This is a genomic window from Pseudomonas sp. UBA4194, from assembly GCF_002379585.1.
Classification (GTDB): domain Bacteria; phylum Pseudomonadota; class Gammaproteobacteria; order Pseudomonadales; family Pseudomonadaceae; genus Aquipseudomonas.
The window spans coordinates 14,316-32,417 of the sequence record NZ_DFUE01000059.1; the positions used below are offsets into that span (position 1 = coordinate 14,316).

Below are 18,102 nucleotides of genomic sequence, written 5' to 3' on the forward strand. Positions count from 1 at the left end.
CATGGCAACGATCAAGGATGTGGCAGCACTGGCGGGGATCTCCTACACCACGGTGTCCCATGTGGTGAACAACAGTCGCCCGGTCAGCCCGCAGGTGCGGCACAAGGTCGAGTTGGCCATCGCCGAACTCAACTACGTGCCCAGTGCGGTCGCCCGCTCGCTGAAGGCGCAAAGCACTGCCACCATCGGCCTGCTGGTGCCCAATAGCGTCAACCCCTACTTTGCCGAATTGGCCCGGGGCATCGAAGATTACTGCGAACGCAATGGCTACTGCGTGATTCTGTGCAATTCCGATGACGACCCGGTCAAGCAGCGTAATTATCTGCGTGTGCTGCTGGAGAAGCGCATCGATGGCCTAGTGGTTGCGTCGGTAGGAGGCGAGGGGGCCTTGATCGAATCGCTGTCGGCCGTACGCACGCCGATGGTCATCGTCGACCGAGGGCTGCAAGGTGTGGCCGCAGATCTGGTGTGCATCGACCATGAGCAGGGCGGCTATCTGGCCACGCGCCATTTGCTGGAGCTGGGGCATCGGGATATCGCCTGTATCAATGGCCCTGCCCAGACCAGCGTGGCGCGCATGCGGCTGGCGGGGTATCGGCGAGCCTTGCGTGAATATGGCATCGAGGCACCCCCCGAGCGGGTCGTCGACAGCGACTTCACCAGCCCAGGCGGTTATCAGGCGGCGGCATCATTGCTCGACGGCACCCGGCCCAGCGCGATCTTTGCAGCCAACGACATGATCGGCATGGGTGTGCTGCGTGCCGCAGCGGAGCGGGGGATCAAGGTGCCCAGTGAACTTTCGGTCATAGGGTTCGACGACATTCAGCTCAGCCGCTACGTGTACCCGGCCCTGACCACCGTAGGGCAGTGCATTGGCCAGCTCGGCGAGATGGCCGCAGAACGGCTGCTGGCGCGTATCGCCGGCAGTCTTACCGGCCAGGCCACCCAGCAGGTGGTGGCGCCGCGGATCGTGACTCGAGAATCCACCGCGCCCCGGGCGAACGATCTATTCAACGACTACCGCTGAGAGTTTCTGAACATGCAAGCACGAGTGCTGGTGATTGGCAGTTTGAACATGGACCTGGTCGCACGTGCCGAGCGCTTGCCCCGGGCAGGAGAAACCCTGCCGGGCGAGTCCTTCACCACGGTACCCGGCGGCAAAGGCGCCAACCAGGCAGTGGCGGCGGCTCGTCTGGGCGCTCAAGTGGCGATGATCGGCTGCGTCGGTGATGACGCTTATGGCGCGCAACTACGCCAGGGGCTGGAAGCCGATGCCATCGATTGTCAGGGCATCGGGGTGGCGGCGGGTGTGCCCAGCGGGGTGGCGATGATTGTGGTCGATGATCATAGCCAGAACGCGATCGTGATCATCGCTGGCGGTAACGGACGGTTGAGCACGACCGATGTGGAGCGTTTCGACCACTTGCTGCAACAGGCCGAAGTGGTGGTGTGTCAGTTGGAAATCCCCTATCCGGTGGTGGAACATGCGCTGTCGCGGGCGCATCAGCTGGGCAGGACGGTCATCCTCAATCCCGCTCCCGTCACGGCGCCTCTGCCGCCGCACTGGTATGCCTGGATCGACTATCTGATTCCCAATGAGAGCGAAGCCCAGGCGTTGACGGGTGTCAGCGTGAGCGGCCCGGCCAGCGCTGGCGAGGCGGCGTCGCGCCTGCTCGAGGCTGGGGTGGGCAAGGTCATTGTCACCTTGGGCGAGCAGGGCGTGCTCCTGGCCGGTAATGCCGGCGTTGAGCACTTCCCTGGCAGGGTGGTGCGGGCCGTGGACACCACGGCGGCAGGCGATACCTTCGTCGGTGGCTTCGCCGCTGCGCTGGCACGAGGGCAGGACCAACGCCAGGCCATTGCGCTGGGCCAGGCCGCCGCCGCCCTGTCGGTCACCCGTGCCGGGGCACAACCGTCCATTCCCACCTACGCCGAAGTGTCGGAGCAACCCGCATGAAAAAGACGCCGCTGCTGAATATTGCGCTGTCACGCCTGGTCGCTTCTTTGGGCCACGGCGATATTGTGGTCATCGGTGACGCTGGCCTGCCGGTACCGCCTGGTGTCGCGTTGATCGATCTTGCCCTGACCCATGGCGTGCCCGATTTTGCCAGCACGCTGAATGTCCTGCTCAGCGAGATGCAGGTGCAAAGCCATGTGCTTGCCGAAGAGTTGCTGCTGCAGCCCTCACCGGGTTTGAGTGAAGTGCAGCGTTTGCATGGAGAGGGCGCCCTTGGCACCCGCCAGCTCACCAGCCATGCGCAGTTCAAGGAGCTCAGCGCTCAGGCGCGGGCCATCATTCGCACTGGTGAGTGCCGCCCCTACAGCAACATCGCGTTGCTAGCGGGGGTGACGTTCTAGCTGTTCCATTATTTGACCGCGCACAAGGAGTGCTTATGACCCGTTTCTTCCATCGACTGCTGCAAGGGGTTTCTCTCATGGCTGTGCTGACCGCCGGGGGCGCTCAGGCCGCCGAGAAAATCGACCTGATCATCGACACCGATCCTGGCGCGGACGACGTCGTGGCATTGCTTCTGGCCCTGGCTTCGCCTGAGGAACTGCACGTGCGTGCGATCACTACGGTGGCCGGCAACGTGCGCCTGGACAAGACCTCGCGCAACGCCCGGCTGGCCCGCGAATGGGCGGCTCGTGAAAGCGTTCCGGTATACGCGGGTGCGCCACGGCCATTGGTCAGGGCGCCGATCTACGCCGACGACATCCATGGCCAGGAGGGTCTGCCAGGCGTCCCGGTGCATGATCCCGCCAAAGGGTTGGCGACGGGCAATGCGGTGCAGTATCTGATCGATACCTTGCAGCACGCTAAACCTCACAGCATCACCATCGCCATGCTCGGCCCGCAGACCAACCTGGCGCTGGCCTTGGGGCAAGCGCCAGAGATCGTTCGTGGCATCAAGGAAGTGATCGTCATGGGCGGGGCCCATTTCAATGGCGGCAATATCACCCCGGTGGCCGAGTTCAACCTGTTCGCCGACCCCCATGCAGCGCAAGTCGTGCTCGCCAGTGGGGTGAAGCTGACCTATGTCCCGCTGGACGTCACTCACAAGATGTTGACCAGTGAGGCCCGCCTGCAGCAGATCGCTGCCCTGAACAACAAGGCCGGCGCACTGGTGGTGGATATTCTGCAGGCGTACGTGAAGGCGGACATGGCGCACTACGGCTTGCCTGGAGGGCCGGTGCACGACGCCAGTGTGGTCGCCTATCTGCTCAAGCCCGAGCTGTTTTCGGGAAGGGCGGTGCATCTGGCCATCGACAGTCGGGAAGGGCCGACCTTCGGACAGACCATTGCCGACTGGTACGGTACGCTCAAACAGAAGCCCAACGTGTTCTGGGTTCAAAACGGTGACGCTCAAGGCTTCTTCGATCTGCTGGCCGAGCGCCTGGGCCGCTTGCCTTAAGGCGTGACCAGCGGCGCTGCCGATCCCGCGGCGGCAAGGACGGCATTGCCGTGGAGCGGGTCATGGGTGTAGCGCTCGAACACCTGCATGATGAACGAACGGGCCGCCTCCGTGCCCAGTTCCTTGACCAGCACATCCACCCCGATGATCGCCAGTTCTTCGGGGTTACCCGGGCTGTAGGAACTCTGCCCCTGTCGCCATTCCACCTTGATATCGGCCTTGATCGATACGTTTGACATGCTGCTCTCGCCATCACTTTTACGAGCGGACGGTCACCGCTCTAGGTGTGTCAAGTAAACCATTTTGAGCGCTTTTTCACACAGCTACTTAGGCATAAGCGTGACCTCGTGCCAAACTGATGCCTCTTTCACAGGTTGAAGACCCAGGTTTATGGAGGCTCAGGTTTGGAGACACTGATTTTGGATGCGCAGCCTGGAAGCCCGTCATGCAGATCGATCTGAAGCAGCCCCAGGCCCTTGACCTGGAGGCAGTGAGGGCCCTGATTGGCTCGGGCAACCCGGCGCAACACAACCAGTTGCGCGTCAGCCGCGACGGTATTGCCTACCTGTCCACCGAGGCGGTCGGAGGCATGGACATCGATGGGTTATGTTTCCGTCTGGAGACCTGGGCCGCCGGCTCGGGCTGCGTGGGTGCGGCGGCCGCAGCCGACGACGCATGGGTCGGGCAGATCTTCCGTGCATTGCGGGACAACTGGCCGGCGCCCAAGTCCGACTACATCGATATGTACTGAACACATTCGGTGACGATTGGAGAGGCGCCGCCCAGCGACCTCTCGGGCAAAATGCAACACTTTGCAACCAAAGCCCGCCAGGGTGGTCGCACTACCTCAACCTTCGAAAACCCCAGAGGAGGCTGCATGCCTTTCCCGCGCAAGACCTTGTTGACCCTTATGGCTGCCATGGCCATCACCGGCTGTTCCACGTCCGGTTCCGACAAGCAGGAATCTGCGCCACCGGCCACGTTCGATGGCCGTTGCAATGCCGACAACGCCCGTGCCGCCATTGGACAGCAGGCCACGGCCGACCTGCTCGAGCAATCCCGCGTCAAGGCAGGTGCCCAGGTGGCGCGCGTACTGAAGCCCCATGACATGGTGACACTGGAATACCGCTCCGACCGTTTGAACCTCAACGCTGACGACAGCGGCAAGATCACCCGCGTCAACTGCGGCTGAAGCCTTTCCTGCAGGCGAAAAAAAACCCGTCACATGGACGGGTTTTTTTCAGTTGCCGAGATTACTCTGGGCGAACTTGAGCAGCTTGCATGCCCTTTTGGCCTTTCTCGGCTACGAACGAGACGGTCTGGCCTTCTTTCAGGCTTTTGAAACCGTCGGATTCGATAGCTTTGAAGTGTACGAACAGGTCGTCACCGCCACCTTGAGGAGTGATGAAGCCGAAGCCTTTCTCATCGTTGAACCATTTTACGGTGCCGGTCTGGCGATTAGACATGGTGAATCTCCAAGAAACATAATATTCAGTAGTGCTGTGCTGCTCAGGCCAACTGGGCACACGGGACCTATCATAGTCCAAAAGCTGGGCTGTGAACCCCTTTTGATCAGGGTCGTTGGCCTGGGTTGCGGCAGTTTGACCTGCCAAAACCCCGTAAGCCCCTTATTTTGCTAGGGTTTGCGGCTGAAAAATGTTTTGAAAAAAAACCGGAATCAGTCGCAAATAATTCGTTTGGCGGCGTTTCAGGTGCGGCGGCAACGCCAGAAGGCGTGCGCAGCACCTCGATGCGCTGCTATTGGTTGTTGCAAACCAGTACTTCTTTCATCAGTTTCTGACGCAGGGCCATGGGCGGCTCCACCGTCTTGTCGGTGAGCTGATTGATCTCGGACTGAGTGAACTTTTCCTCGATCACTTTTGCTCCACAGCTGCAATGCGCCTGTGCCTTGCTCGCGTCGACGCCTTGCTCCACGGCGGCAGCCTGACACTGCGTCATGTATTCAGCCTTGGCGGCAGGAGACAATGTTGCAGCTTGAGCTGCGAACGGAAGTGCCATGGCCAGGCAGGCACCCAGGGGGAGAAGTAGTTTGAGACCCATAATGAGTTGCTCCTTGTTATCGGCTTGCGGTTTTGACTCTTCCTATCTGAGGGGTCAAGACTGGCGCAAGTTCAGCGGTGATGGTCTCGCTGTGCATTTTGCCTTCGGCCTGCACCAAATCGGCTCGGCTTCTGTGCTAGGATGCTCGGCCCCGCGCAGCGCAGTAGACGCTGGCGTCGGGATTCACTTTTTCGTTTGCTCCAGTCACTCTGGTTCGCACTCCGGTCGGCCGCAAGGCTCCCGCCAATGTAAGGCAGGCATACCGGGCGAATCGCGTACTGGCTCATCCCAACCCACGTGACCTTTGGTAGGGGTCACCACTAGGAGAGGAGGCGCCATGCCCACCATTACTCTTCCCGACGGCAGTCAGCGTTCGTTCGATCATGCGGTTTCCGTGGCCGATGTTGCCGCGTCCATCGGCGCCGGCCTGGCCAAGGCCACCGTGGCCGGCAAGGTCAACGGTCAATTGGTCGATGCCTGTGACCTGATCACTGGCGACGCCACCCTGCAGATCATCACGCCCAAGGACGAAGAGGGGCTGGAGATCATTCGCCACTCCTGCGCCCACCTGGTCGGTCATGCGGTCAAGCAGTTGTACCCTACTGCGCGCATGGTGATCGGTCCGGTCATCGAAGAAGGCTTCTACTACGACATCGCCTACGAGCGTCCTTTCACGCCCGATGACATGGCCGCGATCGAGCAGCGCATGCAGCAGCTGATCGATACCGAATACGACGTGATCAAGAAGGTCACGCCGCGCGCCGAAGTCATCGAGGTGTTCAAGACCCGTGGCGAAGACTACAAGCTGCGCCTGGTCGAAGACATGCCGGACGAGCAGGCCATGGGCCTGTACTACCACGAAGAATACGTCGACATGTGCCGTGGTCCGCATGTGCCCAATACCCGTTTCCTGAAGTCGTTCAAGCTGACCAAGCTGTCGGGAGCCTACTGGCGTGGCGATGCCAAGAACGAGCAGTTGCAGCGCATCTACGGCACCGCCTGGGCCGACAAGAAGCAGCTGGCGGCGTACGTCAAGCGTATCGAAGAAGCCGAGAAGCGCGACCATCGCAAGATCGGCAAGCGCCTGGGCCTTTTCCACCTGCAGGAAGAAGCGCCGGGGATGGTGTTCTGGCATCCCAATGGCTGGACCTTGTACCAGGTGCTCGAACAGTACATGCGCAAGATCCAGCGCGAGAACGGCTACCTGGAAATCAAGACACCCCAGGTCGTCGATCGCAGCCTGTGGGAGAAATCCGGGCACTGGGCGAACTATGCCGAGAACATGTTCACCACCGAGTCGGAAAACCGCGACTACGCCATCAAGCCCATGAACTGCCCGTGCCACGTGCAGGTGTTCAACCAGGGCCTGAAGAGCTACCGCGAGCTGCCGATGCGCCTGGCCGAGTTCGGCGCCTGCCACCGCAACGAGCCTTCGGGGGCACTGCACGGCATCATGCGCGTGCGCGGCTTCGTGCAAGACGACGCGCACATCTTCTGTACCGAAGAGCAGATGCAGTCCGAATCGGCCGCTTTCATCAAGCTGACCATGGACGTGTACGCCGACTTCGGCTTCAAGGACATTCAGCTCAAGCTGTCCACCCGTCCAGAAAAGCGTGTGGGTTCCGACGAATTGTGGGATCGCGCCGAATCGGCTCTGGCCGCCGCGCTGGATGCGGCCGGCCTGCCATACGACCTGCAGCCAGGTGAAGGCGCCTTCTACGGGCCGAAGATAGAATTCTCGCTCAAGGATTGTCTGGGTCGGGTGTGGCAGTGTGGTACCCTGCAGCTCGATTTCAACCTGCCGATCCGTCTGGGCGCCGAATACGTGTCCGAAGACAACGGCCGCAAGCATCCTGTGATGCTGCACCGTGCCATTCTGGGTTCGTTCGAACGTTTCGTCGGTATCCTGATCGAGCACTATGAAGGTGCGTTCCCGGCTTGGCTCGCGCCAACCCAGGCAGTGATCATGAACATCACTGATAAACAAGCGGATTTTGTCCAGCAAGTGGAAAAAAATCTGACGGAAAGCGGGTTTCGTGCCAAGTCCGACTTGAGAAATGAAAAGATCGGCTTTAAAATCCGTGAGCATACTTTGCTCAAGGTTCCTTATCTCCTGGTCATCGGGGACAAGGAAGTTGAAACGCAAACTGTCGCTGTGCGTACCCGTGAAGGGGCAGACCTGGGCTCGATGCCTGTCGCTCAATTCACTGAGTTTCTCGCACAAGCGGTTTCCCGGCGTGGTCGCCCAGATTCGGAGTAATTATTATTAAGCGTGAAATGAGACAAGATAAACGAGCTGCACCGAAGGCCCCGATCAACGAGAATATCTCGGCACGCGAGGTTCGGTTAATTGGCGCTGACGGCGAGCAGATTGGCATCGTCTCTATCGATGAAGCGCTTCGTATCGCTGAAGAAGCGAAGCTGGACCTGGTGGAAATCTCCGCCGACGCCGTCCCGCCCGTATGCCGGGTGATGGACTACGGCAAGTCGATCTTCGAGAAGAAGAAGCAGGTGGCTGCGGCGAAGAAGAACCAGAAACAGGTTCAGGTCAAAGAAATCAAGTTTCGTCCAGGGACGGAAGAAGGGGATTACCAGGTCAAACTCCGCAACCTGGTACGTTTCCTGAGTGATGGGGACAGGGCCAAGGTATCCTTGCGATTCCGCGGCCGTGAGATGGCGCATCAGGAGCTGGGTATGGAGCTGTTGAAGCGGGTTGAGGGTGACCTGCTCGAATACGGTTCCGTCGAACAGCATCCAAAGATGGAAGGACGCCAGCTGATCATGGTCATCGCCCCCAAGAAAAAGAAGTAACCACCAGGGCACGGCAGGCCTTGCGGTTATGTTTATCAATTGAATGTGGAGTACCCGAACATGCCAAAGATGAAGACCAAAAGTGGTGCAGCGAAGCGGTTTCTGAAAACCGCCAACGGCATCAAGCACAAGCACGCTTTCAAGAGCCACATCCTGACCAAAATGTCGACCAAGCGTAAGCGTCAACTGCGCGGTAGCAGCTTGCTGCACCCGTCTGACGTGGCAAAAGTCGAGCGCATGCTGCGCCTTCGTTAATTTCGGTCAAAGATAGAGGACTAACTCATGGCTCGTGTAAAGCGTGGCGTCATTGCCCGTAAGCGTCACAAAAAAATTCTGAAACTTGCTAAAGGCTACTACGGCGCTCGTTCGCGCGTATTCCGTGTTGCCAAGCAAGCGGTAATCAAGGCAGGCCAATACGCCTACCGCGACCGTCGTCAGAAAAAACGTCAGTTCCGCGCTCTGTGGATCGCCCGTATCAACGCTGGTGCTCGTGTTAACGGTCTGTCCTACAGCCGTTTCATCGCCGGCCTGAAAAAAGCGGCCATCGAGATCGACCGTAAGGTTCTGGCTGATCTGGCAGTGAACGAAAAAGCGGCGTTTGCTGCGATTGTCGAGAAAGCTAAAGCCTCGCTGGCCTAAGTACCCCGACAATCACCTTTGGCCGCCGCCGGCGGCCCGGGGTGTAAAACGTCATGAATAGGGGAAGAGCCTTCAAGCTCTTCCCCTATTTCGTATCTGGAGTCTGTACATGGAAAACCTGGATGCGCTGGTCTCCCAAGCCTTGGAGGCCGTGCAACACGCTGAAGACATCAATGCCCTGGAGCAGATCCGGGTTCAATTCCTTGGCAAGAAAGGCGAGCTGACCCAGGTGATGAAGACCCTGGGCAACCTGCCTGCTGATGAGCGGCCGAAAGTCGGCGCGCTGATCAACGATGCCAAGGAGCGTGTCACAGAGGTCCTCAACGCGCGCAAGGCAGCTTTCGAAGAAGCCGAACTGAGCGCCAAGCTGGCCGCCGAGCAGATCGACGTCACCTTGCCGGGTCGCGGTCAGACCACCGGTGGTCTGCATCCGGTGACGCGCACGCTTGAGCGGATCGAGCAGTTCTTCACTCACATCGGCTACGGCATTGCCGAAGGCCCTGAAGTTGAAGACGACTACCACAACTTCGAAGCACTCAACATCCCAGGCCATCACCCGGCCCGTGCGATGCATGACACCTTCTATTTCAATGCCAACATGTTGCTCCGTACCCACACCTCTCCGGTGCAGGCGCGGACCATGGAGTCGCAGAAGCCGCCGATTCGGGTCGTATGCCCGGGCCGCGTGTATCGTTGCGACTCGGATATCACCCACTCGCCGATGTTCCATCAGGTCGAGGGGTTGCTGATCGATCGCGATATCAATTTCGCGGATCTGAAAGGCACCATCGAGGAATTCCTGCGGGTGTTCTTCGAAAAGGAGCTGGCGGTACGTTTCCGTCCTTCGTTCTTCCCCTTCACCGAGCCTTCGGCAGAAGTCGATATTCAATGCGTGATGTGCAGCGGCAAGGGCTGCCGGGTCTGTAAGCAGACCGGCTGGCTGGAAGTGCTTGGCTGCGGCATGGTGCACCCCAACGTGCTGCGCATGTCGGGTATCGACCCCGAAGAGTTCCAGGGTTTTGCTTTCGGCATGGGCGCAGAACGTCTGGCCATGCTGCGTTACGGCGTCAATGACTTGCGCCTGTTCTTCGACAACGACTTGCGGTTCCTCGCGCAATTTCGCTAGCCGTAACGAATCTTTCAGGAGAGCAGGATGAAATTCAGTGAACAATGGCTGCGCGGCTGGGTAAGCCCGCAAGTCTCCCGCGATGAATTGGTGGCACGCCTGTCGATGGCGGGCCTCGAAGTGGACAGCGTCACCCCGGCTGCCGGTGTATTCAGCGGTGTCGTGGTAGGTGAAGTGCTAGCCACCGAACAGCATCCCGATGCCGACAAGCTGCGGGTATGTCAGGTCAGTGATGGCAACGAGACTTTTCAGGTCGTCTGCGGTGCGCCGAATGTGCGCCCGGGCCTGAAAATCCCCTTTGCCAAGATCGGTGCCGAACTGCCAGGCGACTTCAAGATCAAGAAGGCCAAGCTGCGGGGCGTCGAATCTAACGGGATGTTGTGCTCGCAGTCCGAATTGCAGGTTGGCGAAGGCAATGACGGTTTGATGGAGCTGCCGGCCGATGCGCCGACGGGCCAGGATTTCCGTGCCTACCTGGAACTCGACGATGCAAGCATCGAAGTCGATCTGACGCCGAACCGCGGTGACTGCCTGTCCCTGGCCGGCCTGGCCCGTGAAGTCGGTGCGCTGTATGCCGCGCCCGTGGTACGCCCGACCGTGTCGGCCGTAGCACCGGTCAACGACGAAGTACGTCCGATCGAAGTGCTGGCCCCTGCGGCGTGTCCGCGTTTCCTCGGGCGTGTGGTGCGCAACGTCGATCTGTCCAGGCCAACGCCGTTGTGGATGGTCGAGCGCCTGCGGCGCAGCGAGGTGCGCAGCATCGACGCCGCCGTCGACATCACCAACTACGTGATGATCGAACTGGGTCAGCCGATGCACGCCTACGATCTCGCCGAGATCAATGGCGGCATTCGTGTGCGCATGGCTGAAGAGGGCGAGAAGATCACTCTGCTCGACGGACAGGAAATGACGCTGCGCGGCGACACCCTGGTGATCGCTGACCATTCGCGCCTGTTGGGCATCGCTGGCGTCATGGGCGGTGAAAACAGCGGCGTGACCGCCAAGACCCAGGACGTATTTCTGGAAGCCGCTTTCTTCGAGCCGATCTCGGTTGCCGGCAAGGCACGCTCTTACGGGCTGCACACCGACGCCTCGCACCGCTTCGAACGTGGCGTGGATTCGAACCTGGCCCGCGAGGCCATGGAGCGCGCCACCGCGTTGCTGCTGGAAATCGCCGGCGGCGAGCCAGGTCCGATCATCGAAAGCGTCAACCAGCAGCACCTGCCGCAGATTGCTCCCATCACCCTGCGTGCCGAGCGGGTCAGCCAGATGTTGGGCCTTGAATTAGCCGCTGGCGAGATCGAAGGCCTGTTGACCGGTCTTGGTCTGAAGGTCAGTGCCAGTGGGGAAGGGCAGTGGTCGGTCGCAGTGCCAAGCCACCGCTTCGATATCAGCCTGGAAGTCGATCTGATCGAAGAACTGGCTCGTTTGTATGGTTACAATCGCCTGCCGGTTCGTTACCCGCAGGCGCGCCTGGCGCCACAGGCCAATCCCGAAGCGCGTTCAGACTTGCCAGCGCTGCGTCGTCTGCTGGTTGCCCGTGGCTATCAGGAAGCGATCACCTACAGCTTCATCGATCCCAAGTTGTTCGAACTGTTCAGCCCTGGCGTCGAGCCACTGATGTTGGCCAATCCGATCTCGGCCGACATGGCTGCCATGCGTTCATCGCTCTGGCCGGGCCTGGTCAAGGCGCTGCAGCACAACCTCAACCGCCAGCAAGACCGCGTGCGCTTGTTCGAAAGCGGCCTGCGCTTCGTCGGTCAGCTCGAGGGCTTGCAGCAAGAGCCGATGCTAGCCGGTGTGGTCTGCGGCAGCCGCCTGCCGGAAGGCTGGGCGCAGGGTCGCGACACCGTGGACTTTTTCGACGTGAAGGCTGACGTCGAAGCCGTGCTGGGTTTTGCCGGTGCCTTGGATGCCTTTACGTTCGTACCAGGCAAGCATCCGGCGCTGCATCCTGGCCAGACTGCTCGCATCGAGCGCGATGGCAAGGAAGTGGGCTACCTCGGCGCACTGCACCCGGAGTTGGTAAAATCTCTGGGTCTGGACCGTCCGGTGTTCGTGTTCGAGTTGATCCTGGCTGAAGTGTCCGAAGGTCGTCTGCCGAAATTCCAGGAGCTGTCGCGCTTCCCGGAAGTGCGTCGTGACCTGGCCTTGCTGGCGGATCGTGATGTAGCTTCGAGCTCGGTCATGGCGGTAATCCGTGAAAATGCAGGGGAATGGCTCACGGACCTCAGGCTATTTGACGTCTACCAGGGTAAAGGCATTGATCCGCATAGAAAAAGCCTTGCAGTTGGCTTGACCTGGCAGCATCCATCGCGCACTCTTAATGACGATGAGGTGAATACCACGACGCAAGCCATCCTCACCTCGCTCGAACAAAGGTTGAACGCCACGTTAAGGAAGTAGCGCATGGGGGCTCTGACGAAAGCTGAAATGGCGGAACGTCTTTATGAAGAGCTGGGCCTGAACAAACGGGAGGCCAAGGAATTGGTCGAACTGTTTTTCGAAGAGATCAGGCACGCTCTTGAAGACAACGAGCAGGTCAAATTGTCGGGTTTCGGCAATTTCGACCTTCGGGACAAACGCCAGCGGCCTGGCCGCAATCCGAAAACCGGTGAAGAAATCCCGATCACGGCTCGCCGCGTGGTCACCTTTCGTCCAGGGCAGAAACTGAAAGCCCGAGTTGAGGCCTATGCTGGAACCAAGTCATAACGACGAGCTTCCGCCAATTCCTGGCAAGCGCTACTTCACCATCGGTGAAGTCAGCGACTTGTGCGCGGTCAAGCCTCATGTGCTGCGGTACTGGGAACAGGAATTCCCTCAGCTCAACCCGGTCAAGCGTCGCGGTAACCGTCGGTACTATCAGCGCCAGGACGTGCTGATGATCCGCCAGATCCGCGCCTTGCTCTATGACCAGGGTTTTACCATCGGCGGTGCGCGTCTGCGCCTGTCCGGTGATGAAGCCAAGGATGATACAACGCAGTACAAGCAACTGATCCGCCAGACAATCTCTGAGCTGGAAGACGTGCTGAGTGTCCTCAAGAAATAAATTTTGGAAAAAATACTTCCATAATTCAAAAGCTTAAGGTATATTTCTCGACGTTCTCAGAGGTTCTGGAACAGCTTTACGCTCGGTCGGGGCGTAGCGCAGCCCGGTAGCGCACTTGCATGGGGTGCAAGGGGTCGAGTGTTCGAATCACTCCGTCCCGACCATTTATTCCTGAGTAAAATCAGACACTTAAGCCAACTCTTGAAGTTGGCTTTTTTGTGCCCTTAAATTTTGTAGCGGATAGACCACATATAGGGCACATGGGTATAGACCTTCTTTGGGCTCGCCGTAGTGCTATACATGGCTCAGCGATAACGGCCTGGCCTGCCCAAGCGCCTCGTGTCGTCAGCAAACACTTTTCGTCGCAATCGGGCTGCAACCTTTCGCGTGGCTGCTCGCCATTTGTATTGATACGCCTAGTCTGCGGGCAACCCCTGTTTGTGTCGGTCCCAGGGTATTGGTATTAAGTATTGATTTGGTTCTTGAATGGGCTCGCGCTAACAGCAACAGGCTGTTTCGATTTGCTCCGGCGACGGTCGTCTGCCTTGGCTTATCTGCGAGCAATATGTTGAGCGCAATTACGAACGCCAGTTTCCTTCAACGTTTACGCTAGCTCTGGTGGCATGGCGAAAGTGCATCGTGTGCTGTCGTGCCTGACCGACTCCGCGGATTAGCCATGCCTCACAGTGTCAGGTGCAGTGAAACCTTTACGCGATCCATCGTCACAAAAGTCCTGAAGCGCCGGACATTGCCACCCTCGAAAAACAGCTCCCGGGTCAGTTTCTCGTACTCTTTCATATCCTTGACAGCCATGATCAAGATGAAGTCGATATCGCCAGTGACGTAGTAGCACTGCTGAACCTGAGGGCAGCGCAAGAACCTCTCACGTATTTCGTCCAGTTGTTCAACGGCCTCGTTCTCGACCGAAACGTTGACGATGACAGTCGTGCTGACACCTGTCAGCTCGGGAGACAGAATGCATATCCGACGCGATATCAACAAGCGTACCTCACGGCTCGCGGCGAGCTTACCGTTGTTCCGCGCCAACTCTGGCTGATACGAAACAAATTGAGCAGGTCTGCAACTCGTCAAAGGATTGTCATTCCGCTATGATCCGCGCCCCTCGAACTAATCAAAAGGATTTGCTGGATGACTTCTCTTCGCTTGCTTCTCGCGTCAGCACTCATCGCGCTTTGTGCTGGCTGTGCATCGCCCGCTCAAATATCTGGAATGTCGGTCGCAGCCGATCAGGCCATGGCAGCCGGTCACAATTCGAGCCTGCAACACAATGTTCAAGTCTCCGAGGTGAATGGCGGAGATAAGACCAATCCGCTATGGACGTCGGAAATCGAAGGGTCGGACTTCGGCGCCGCACTCAAGCAGTCTTTGGCCAATGCCAATCTGTTGGGCGATGTATCGGCGCCTTATCTGCTGCGCGCCAATCTGCTGCGCGTGGATCAGCCTATCATCGGGTTCAGTTTCGAAGTGACGAGTGAGGTTGAATATACCTTGGTCGAGTCGCGTACCAGCAATGTCCTCTGGCGCGAGATCATCCGGACACCATTCACAGCGGGCATGGGTGACTCTCTGATCGGTATCAAGCGTTTACGCCTGGCCAACGAAGGCTCCGCTCGGGCGAACATTACAGCGCTGCTCAAACGTATGAGCGAATTGAATATCGATGCCAAGCAGATCTCGCTGAAGAACTGAACGCAATCGATATCGTTACTTCATAGGCTGGCCTGCGGCCTCGGCTATGCCGAAGGGGCAAAGATTTCCAAAGCATTGGGTGGTTGGCAGGTGATCTGCTGGGCGCTGGTATTGTCGCTGCCGGTCGTGATGCCTTTGACCGCGTGGTTGGCGCCCGTGTCGTTTTCGCGCATAAGCACATCGGCCTGGTTGAGCCTGGCGTACGTGTCGCTGTTCAGCATGCTGATCGGCTTCGTGTTCTGGTATCGCGGCTTGGTGCAGGGCGGCATCGCAGCGGTCGGGCAGCTTCAGTTGCTGCAACCGTTCTTTGGCCTGGCGCTGGCCGCCGCACTGCTGCACGAACAGATTAGCCTGGGCATGTTCGGCGTCACCATTGCGGTGATCCTGTGTGTCGCCGGCGCCAGGCGTTACGGCCGGATCAATCCTCTTGCTTCACGGTAGCGACTTCATCCGCCTTGATCCTTACCTGCTTGCCCGAAACATCTTCGAATTCATAGAAGCCATCTTTCGTTTTAGTGTCAGGTACATCCTTGGTGATGTACTGTGTCCCATCCTGCAACGTGACGACCGTGTTGGTGGAGCAACCGGCCAACGTGGCGGCGCACAGAAACGCAGCCCCATAGTAGAAAGTTTTCAGTTTCATGAAGTTGACCTTGTTCTGGATGTCCGACGTTATCTGCGTAAACACAGACTTCGATACTGATGCCTTGTCCGAGTTCCAGAGTGGCCAGCTCGTCGATGGTCCGTGCATAGCAATCGGATACATTCACGTCGCTTGACTGGAGGACCCATGTCTCACTACTGGCGGCATCCTGCGGTTCCGCATCTGGAAATCCGCAACGTCGAAGACGGTCGCCGTTTCAGCCACGCGCGCCATTCACATTCGACGTTTTCGATTGGCGCTATCACGCAGGGGCAAAGTACTTACCTCAATGGCGACAGTAGCCGTTTGATCGGCGCCGGAAGTGTAGTACTCATGAACCCCGGTGCAGTGCATGCCTGCAACCCCGTTCATGAACAGCCCTGGGCATACCGCATGTTCTACGTGGATGCCCAGTGGCTTGCGGCGCTGCAACAGCAACAACGTTCTGGTACACAAAAAGGCTTCGTGCCTTTTGCGCAGACCTATAGCGCCGACGTCAGCCTGTTCGAAGATTTGGACGATCTGTACCACACGCTTACCGCCGACGACTGCCCGCCAGACACCATGCAGGATGCAGCATTGGTTTTTTTCCAGCGACTGGTAGCACGGCTGCAGCCCGCCAGTGATGACGCCAGAACTGAGCCGGACAAAATGGCCCAGGCGGCGGCATTCATCCGCGAGCATTGCGCCAGTGAGTTGCGTCTGGAGGACATCGCGGCAGCCGTACAGCTTTCGCCTTCTTACCTGATCCGTGCCTTCAAAGCGTGCCATAGGCTCACGCCTCATGGTTACCTGATCGACTGTCGCCTCAAGCTGGCCCGCGACCACTTGCGTCAGGGGGAAGGCATTGCTCAGGTCGCCGCGCGCGTGGGCTTCGCGGATCAGGCGCACTTGCAGCGCTTGTTCAAGCGCGCCCTGGCGACCACGCCCGGGCAATATCGCGGCGTGCCTACTCAAGCAGCAGGTACACGGCGCACCCCCCGAGCAGCGCGGCCATGACCCGATTGAAGCCGCGCATTCCGGTGCTGCTGTTCAAATACTCTCGCAACGAAGCACCGGCCCAGGCCCAGCTGGCCAGGGATAGCCAGCAGACCACCAGATAGATCAGCGCGAAGACCCACACCATCTGCACATCGCCATCGGCGACGAACGCGCCCATGCCCGCAAGGCACGCAAGCCAGGCCTTCGGATTGAGCCATTGCATCAGCGCGCCTGTGAGGGCAGAAGGGCGCGCTTGCGCCTGCACGGAGTCCACTCGGCCATCACTGGTTGCCAGCCTGTAGGCCAGGTACAGCAGAAAGATCACGCCAGCGATGCGAATGACCTGTGTCAGCCATGGCCAGCGGTTCAGCACTTCGTGCAGTCCCAGGCCCATGAGCAACAGCAGAAGGATGAACCCCAGGGTCGCTCCCGTGACATGGGGCATGGCGGCCCGCACGCCGTGGCGTGCGCCACAGCTCAGGGAGACAAGGTTGACCGGGCCGGGGCTAATGGAGGAGGCCAGCGCAAAAACGGCCATGGAAACGACGATACTCATCAGGCACCTTCACTACGGGTAACGGAGCACTGACGGTAAAGATCATTGCTGGGCCCGTATTGAAGGAAATCGCCCTTGGGGGGGTGGGGTGTGAACGGTTGATTTGCTGGGTTGTGAATTGGACGCATCTCATCCTGAGAGGGAAACCCACTTCATTTGATCGGATTTTCCGATTTGCAAAGCTGTAGGGCGATGCTTTCGAACTCTCGATCGAAACTGGCGTTTTCTGCAGCGCTCAAGAAGCCCTGCTGCTGTACAAATTGGTCGGTTTGACGACGGATGGCCGCAACGCGTTCGATCAATTGGTCGGCTTCAGCTTGGGTAATCTTGCGGGCTTTTCGCTTGGTGCCGATGTCCGCGCTCAGAATGTTGGCTCGAACCGAGATGTGGGCTTGTCGGGGGTCGGTGATCTTTGCGCCTGTTGCGCCCACCAGTTCACGACGGGGGCATGGCGTTCACCATCGGTAAATACGGCGTGCAGTCGCTGGGTGCCTATGGGCATTTGCTGGTGTGCTACTACCTGACGGGCCTGGTATTCGTTTTCGTCGTGTTGAAGCTGGTCGCTCGTCTTGCCGGTTTCAGTCTGTGGAAGTTCCTCAAGTACATTCGGGAGGAACTGGTGCTGGTACTGGGTACTTCATCTTCGGAGTCGGCGTTGCCCAGGCTGATGGGCAAGCTGGAGAAGCTTGGTTGTGAGAAGTCCACCGTAGGTCTCGTAGTGCCTTCGGGATACTGCTTCAACCTGGACGGTAGCTGCATCAACATGACGGTGCTGGCGATCTTCATCGCTCAGGCGCTGGACATCGATGTCTCGATCTACCATCAGATCACGCTGCTGTTGGTGCTATTGCTGACCTCCAAGGGTGCAGCCAGCGTGACAGGCGGCGCCTTCATCACCCTGGCAGCGACGCTGGGGTCAGTAGGTGTCATCCCCGCAGCCGGTCTGGTGTTGGTGCTGGGCGTCTACCGCTTCATCTCCGAGGGCGGAGCGTTGATCAACGTCATCGGCAATAGTGTAGCCACGCTGTTCATCGCGCGCTGGGATGGAGCATTGGATCGTGAGCAACTCAAACGCGAACTAGGCTAGGTTTTAACGTGGGCAGCGACTGTTCA

The 18,102-nt window shown here is 58.9% G+C and carries 23 protein-coding genes, 1 tRNA gene and 2 pseudogenes; 19 read left to right on the plus strand and 7 right to left on the minus strand.

Annotated elements, in window-relative coordinates:
* Position 1: 1 nt before the first annotated feature.
* The 4 genes from B3397_RS15180 to B3397_RS15195 all read left to right on the plus strand — a co-directional run bounded on the left by B3397_RS15180 (position 2) and on the right by B3397_RS15195 (position 3,413).
* On the plus strand, positions 2 to 1,027 hold the full coding sequence (locus B3397_RS15180; protein WP_296251526.1) for a LacI family DNA-binding transcriptional regulator: 1,026 nt from the start codon (positions 2 to 4) through the stop codon (positions 1,025 to 1,027).
* A gap of 12 nt (positions 1,028 to 1,039) precedes the next feature.
* Positions 1,040 to 1,957, plus strand: a complete 918-nt coding sequence (gene rbsK, locus B3397_RS15185; protein ID WP_296251530.1) for a ribokinase — start codon at positions 1,040 to 1,042, stop codon at positions 1,955 to 1,957.
* Positions 1,954 to 2,358, plus strand: coding sequence for a D-ribose pyranase (gene rbsD, locus B3397_RS15190; protein ID WP_296251532.1), 405 nt, complete (start codon positions 1,954 to 1,956; stop codon positions 2,356 to 2,358). The genes rbsK and rbsD overlap by 4 nt, the downstream gene beginning before the upstream one ends.
* A gap of 77 nt (positions 2,359 to 2,435) precedes the next feature.
* Positions 2,436 to 3,413 (plus strand): nucleoside hydrolase, encoded by a 978-nt coding sequence (locus tag B3397_RS15195; RefSeq protein WP_414704395.1) that lies wholly within the window; start codon positions 2,436 to 2,438, stop codon positions 3,411 to 3,413.
* Here the strand turns inward: B3397_RS15195 and B3397_RS15200 are convergent.
* Positions 3,410 to 3,652, minus strand: a complete 243-nt coding sequence (locus tag B3397_RS15200; protein WP_296251536.1) for a hypothetical protein — start codon at positions 3,650 to 3,652, stop codon at positions 3,410 to 3,412. The two genes, B3397_RS15195 and B3397_RS15200, sit on opposite strands and share 4 nt — an antisense overlap.
* A gap of 206 nt (positions 3,653 to 3,858) precedes the next feature.
* Between B3397_RS15200 and B3397_RS15205 the strand changes: the two genes are divergently transcribed.
* Positions 3,859 to 4,164, plus strand: a complete 306-nt coding sequence (locus B3397_RS15205; RefSeq protein ID WP_296251538.1) for a hypothetical protein — start codon at positions 3,859 to 3,861, stop codon at positions 4,162 to 4,164.
* Positions 4,165 to 4,290: 126 nt separating this feature from the next.
* Positions 4,291 to 4,605 carry an I78 family peptidase inhibitor gene (locus B3397_RS15210; protein ID WP_296251542.1) on the plus strand — a complete coding sequence of 105 codons (315 nt, stop codon included), beginning with the start codon at positions 4,291 to 4,293 and terminating at the stop codon, positions 4,603 to 4,605.
* Positions 4,606 to 4,666: 61 nt separating this feature from the next.
* Here B3397_RS15210 and B3397_RS15215 read toward each other — a convergent pair whose 3' ends face one another.
* Together B3397_RS15215 and B3397_RS15220 are read right to left on the minus strand one after the other, a co-directional pair.
* Entirely contained in the window at positions 4,667 to 4,879 is a 213-nt protein-coding gene (locus tag B3397_RS15215; RefSeq protein ID WP_003179963.1) for a cold-shock protein, read from the minus strand.
* A 292-nt stretch (positions 4,880 to 5,171) separates the two neighbouring features.
* Positions 5,172 to 5,474 (minus strand): hypothetical protein, encoded by a 303-nt coding sequence (locus B3397_RS15220; RefSeq protein ID WP_296251544.1) that lies wholly within the window; start codon positions 5,472 to 5,474, stop codon positions 5,172 to 5,174.
* Between the two features lie 337 nt (positions 5,475 to 5,811).
* Between B3397_RS15220 and thrS the strand changes: the two genes are divergently transcribed.
* From thrS to B3397_RS15265, 9 genes are all read left to right on the plus strand, one after another.
* Positions 5,812 to 7,734: a threonine--tRNA ligase gene (gene thrS / locus B3397_RS15225; RefSeq protein WP_296251547.1), complete on the plus strand. Its 1,923-nt coding sequence runs from the start codon at positions 5,812 to 5,814 to the stop codon at positions 7,732 to 7,734.
* Positions 7,734 to 8,285, plus strand: a complete 552-nt coding sequence (infC, locus tag B3397_RS15230) for a translation initiation factor IF-3 (protein ID WP_296251578.1) — start codon at positions 7,734 to 7,736, stop codon at positions 8,283 to 8,285. The genes thrS and infC overlap by 1 nt, the downstream gene beginning before the upstream one ends.
* 60 nt (positions 8,286 to 8,345) lie before the next feature.
* Positions 8,346 to 8,540: a 50S ribosomal protein L35 gene (gene rpmI, locus B3397_RS15235; protein ID WP_002553160.1), complete on the plus strand. Its 195-nt coding sequence runs from the start codon at positions 8,346 to 8,348 to the stop codon at positions 8,538 to 8,540.
* Positions 8,541 to 8,567: 27 nt separating this feature from the next.
* Positions 8,568 to 8,924: a 50S ribosomal protein L20 gene (rplT, locus tag B3397_RS15240; RefSeq protein ID WP_296251549.1), complete on the plus strand. Its 357-nt coding sequence runs from the start codon at positions 8,568 to 8,570 to the stop codon at positions 8,922 to 8,924.
* 109 nt (positions 8,925 to 9,033) lie between these two features.
* Complete coding sequence (pheS, locus tag B3397_RS15245) at positions 9,034 to 10,050, plus strand: phenylalanine--tRNA ligase subunit alpha (protein ID WP_296251551.1); 1,017 nt, start codon at positions 9,034 to 9,036, stop codon at positions 10,048 to 10,050.
* Between the two features lie 27 nt (positions 10,051 to 10,077).
* Positions 10,078 to 12,456, plus strand: a complete 2,379-nt coding sequence (gene pheT / locus B3397_RS15250; RefSeq protein ID WP_296251553.1) for a phenylalanine--tRNA ligase subunit beta — start codon at positions 10,078 to 10,080, stop codon at positions 12,454 to 12,456.
* 3 nt (positions 12,457 to 12,459) lie between these two features.
* The gene (gene ihfA, locus B3397_RS15255) at positions 12,460 to 12,762 is read left to right on the plus strand and encodes an integration host factor subunit alpha (protein WP_002553164.1); all 303 of its coding nucleotides are present in this window, start codon (positions 12,460 to 12,462) and stop codon (positions 12,760 to 12,762) included.
* Positions 12,743 to 13,099 (plus strand): MerR family transcriptional regulator, encoded by a 357-nt coding sequence (locus tag B3397_RS15260; protein WP_043188397.1) that lies wholly within the window; start codon positions 12,743 to 12,745, stop codon positions 13,097 to 13,099. The genes ihfA and B3397_RS15260 overlap by 20 nt, the downstream gene beginning before the upstream one ends.
* An 87-nt stretch (positions 13,100 to 13,186) precedes the next feature.
* Positions 13,187 to 13,263: transfer RNA gene (locus B3397_RS15265), tRNA-Pro, on the plus strand.
* A gap of 517 nt (positions 13,264 to 13,780) precedes the next feature.
* Here the strand turns inward: B3397_RS15265 and B3397_RS15270 are convergent.
* On the minus strand, positions 13,781 to 14,101 hold the full coding sequence (locus B3397_RS15270) for an Lrp/AsnC family transcriptional regulator (RefSeq protein WP_296251563.1): 321 nt from the start codon (positions 14,099 to 14,101) through the stop codon (positions 13,781 to 13,783).
* Positions 14,102 to 14,248: 147 nt separating this feature from the next.
* On the opposite strand from B3397_RS15270, the gene B3397_RS15275 reads away from it, so the two are divergent.
* Positions 14,249 to 14,809 carry a hypothetical protein gene (locus B3397_RS15275; protein WP_240050136.1) on the plus strand — a complete coding sequence of 187 codons (561 nt, stop codon included), beginning with the start codon at positions 14,249 to 14,251 and terminating at the stop codon, positions 14,807 to 14,809.
* Between the two features lie 9 nt (positions 14,810 to 14,818).
* Positions 14,819 to 15,250: pseudogene (locus tag B3397_RS15280) on the plus strand (EamA family transporter); the annotation flags it as partial.
* Here the strand turns inward: B3397_RS15280 and B3397_RS15285 are convergent.
* A complete protein-coding gene (locus B3397_RS15285) occupies positions 15,228 to 15,452 on the minus strand; it encodes a YgdI/YgdR family lipoprotein (RefSeq protein ID WP_296251566.1) in 225 nt (74 codons plus the stop codon). The pseudogene B3397_RS15280 and the gene B3397_RS15285 overlap by 23 nt on opposite strands.
* Before the next feature lie 147 nt (positions 15,453 to 15,599).
* Here B3397_RS15285 and B3397_RS15290 point away from each other — a divergent pair, with 147 nt between their 5' ends.
* Positions 15,600 to 16,451, plus strand: a complete 852-nt coding sequence (locus B3397_RS15290) for an AraC family transcriptional regulator (RefSeq protein WP_296251567.1) — start codon at positions 15,600 to 15,602, stop codon at positions 16,449 to 16,451.
* Here the strand turns inward: B3397_RS15290 and B3397_RS15295 are convergent.
* Together B3397_RS15295 and B3397_RS15300 are read right to left on the minus strand one after the other, a co-directional pair.
* Positions 16,402 to 16,989, minus strand: a complete 588-nt coding sequence (locus B3397_RS15295; protein ID WP_296251568.1) for a LysE family translocator — start codon at positions 16,987 to 16,989, stop codon at positions 16,402 to 16,404. The two genes, B3397_RS15290 and B3397_RS15295, sit on opposite strands and share 50 nt — an antisense overlap.
* A 152-nt stretch (positions 16,990 to 17,141) precedes the next feature.
* A complete protein-coding gene (locus B3397_RS15300; RefSeq protein WP_296251570.1) occupies positions 17,142 to 17,420 on the minus strand; it encodes a hypothetical protein in 279 nt (92 codons plus the stop codon).
* An 11-nt stretch (positions 17,421 to 17,431) separates the two neighbouring features.
* Between B3397_RS15300 and B3397_RS15305 the strand changes: the two are divergent.
* Positions 17,432 to 18,076: pseudogene (locus B3397_RS15305) on the plus strand (cation:dicarboxylate symporter family transporter); the annotation flags it as partial.
* Between the last annotated feature and the right edge of the window lie 26 nt (positions 18,077 to 18,102).

Bases quoted from the DNA above. Each gene is read 5' to 3' on its own strand.
- B3397_RS15180 (WP_296251526.1), top strand. From the start codon at position 2: ATGGCAACGATCAAGGATGTGGCAGCACTGGCGGGGATCTCCTACACC.
- rbsK (WP_296251530.1), top strand. From the start codon at position 1,040: ATGCAAGCACGAGTGCTGGTGATTGGCAGTTTGAACATGGACCTGGTC.
- rbsD (WP_296251532.1), top strand. From the start codon at position 1,954: ATGAAAAAGACGCCGCTGCTGAATATTGCGCTGTCACGCCTGGTCGCT.
- B3397_RS15195 (WP_414704395.1), top strand. From the start codon at position 2,436: ATGGCTGTGCTGACCGCCGGGGGCGCTCAGGCCGCCGAGAAAATCGAC.
- B3397_RS15200 (WP_296251536.1), bottom strand. From the start codon at position 3,652: ATGTCAAACGTATCGATCAAGGCCGATATCAAGGTGGAATGGCGACAG.
- B3397_RS15205 (WP_296251538.1), top strand. From the start codon at position 3,859: ATGCAGATCGATCTGAAGCAGCCCCAGGCCCTTGACCTGGAGGCAGTG.
- B3397_RS15210 (WP_296251542.1), top strand. From the start codon at position 4,291: ATGCCTTTCCCGCGCAAGACCTTGTTGACCCTTATGGCTGCCATGGCC.
- B3397_RS15215 (WP_003179963.1), bottom strand. From the start codon at position 4,879: ATGTCTAATCGCCAGACCGGCACCGTAAAATGGTTCAACGATGAGAAA.
- B3397_RS15220 (WP_296251544.1), bottom strand. From the start codon at position 5,474: ATGGGTCTCAAACTACTTCTCCCCCTGGGTGCCTGCCTGGCCATGGCA.
- thrS (WP_296251547.1), top strand. From the start codon at position 5,812: ATGCCCACCATTACTCTTCCCGACGGCAGTCAGCGTTCGTTCGATCAT.
- rpmI (WP_002553160.1), top strand. From the start codon at position 8,346: ATGCCAAAGATGAAGACCAAAAGTGGTGCAGCGAAGCGGTTTCTGAAA.
- rplT (WP_296251549.1), top strand. From the start codon at position 8,568: ATGGCTCGTGTAAAGCGTGGCGTCATTGCCCGTAAGCGTCACAAAAAA.
- pheS (WP_296251551.1), top strand. From the start codon at position 9,034: ATGGAAAACCTGGATGCGCTGGTCTCCCAAGCCTTGGAGGCCGTGCAA.
- pheT (WP_296251553.1), top strand. From the start codon at position 10,078: ATGAAATTCAGTGAACAATGGCTGCGCGGCTGGGTAAGCCCGCAAGTC.
- ihfA (WP_002553164.1), top strand. From the start codon at position 12,460: ATGGGGGCTCTGACGAAAGCTGAAATGGCGGAACGTCTTTATGAAGAG.
- B3397_RS15260 (WP_043188397.1), top strand. From the start codon at position 12,743: ATGCTGGAACCAAGTCATAACGACGAGCTTCCGCCAATTCCTGGCAAG.
- B3397_RS15275 (WP_240050136.1), top strand. From the start codon at position 14,249: ATGACTTCTCTTCGCTTGCTTCTCGCGTCAGCACTCATCGCGCTTTGT.
- B3397_RS15285 (WP_296251566.1), bottom strand. From the start codon at position 15,452: ATGAAACTGAAAACTTTCTACTATGGGGCTGCGTTTCTGTGCGCCGCC.
- B3397_RS15290 (WP_296251567.1), top strand. From the start codon at position 15,600: ATGTCTCACTACTGGCGGCATCCTGCGGTTCCGCATCTGGAAATCCGC.
- B3397_RS15295 (WP_296251568.1), bottom strand. From the start codon at position 16,989: ATGAGTATCGTCGTTTCCATGGCCGTTTTTGCGCTGGCCTCCTCCATT.